This window comes from Anoxynatronum sibiricum (genome assembly GCF_039414295.1).
GTDB classification, from domain to species: Bacteria; Bacillota; Clostridia; order Peptostreptococcales; family Tindalliaceae; genus Anoxynatronum; species Anoxynatronum sibiricum.
This window is the reverse complement of the sequence record NZ_JBCITM010000074.1, coordinates 1-338: the sequence shown is the minus strand read 5'-3', so window position 1 is coordinate 338 and position 338 is coordinate 1. Positions and strand designations below refer to the sequence as shown.

At 60.7% G+C, this 338-nt stretch carries 1 pseudogene; it reads right to left on the bottom strand.

The window, feature by feature from the left end:
• A pseudogene (locus AAIG11_RS18010) lies at positions 1-338 on the bottom strand (aldehyde dehydrogenase family protein); the annotation flags it as partial.

Here is a 338-nt window from a genome sequence, read left to right as displayed (position 1 = left end):
TCTTCGTAGGTGCTGTCTTTGTCGATGATGCACTGAACGTTGCCGGGGCCCACGCCGTAGGCGGGCTTGCCGCTGCTGTAGGCGGCTTTCACCATGGCACCGCCGCCGGTGGCCACCACCACGTCCACGGCCTGCATCAGTTCGCCGGTGAGTTCAATGCTGGGTTCTTCGATGATTTGAATCAGGTGTGCCGGTGCTCCCAGGGGGTAAATGGCATCGTTCATCATTTCCACTGTCACCCGGCTCACGTTCTTCGCCCGGGGATGGGGAGCGATGATGATGGCATTGCCGCCCTTCAGGGCAAACATGGCGTTGCTCATGGCGGTGACGGTGGGATT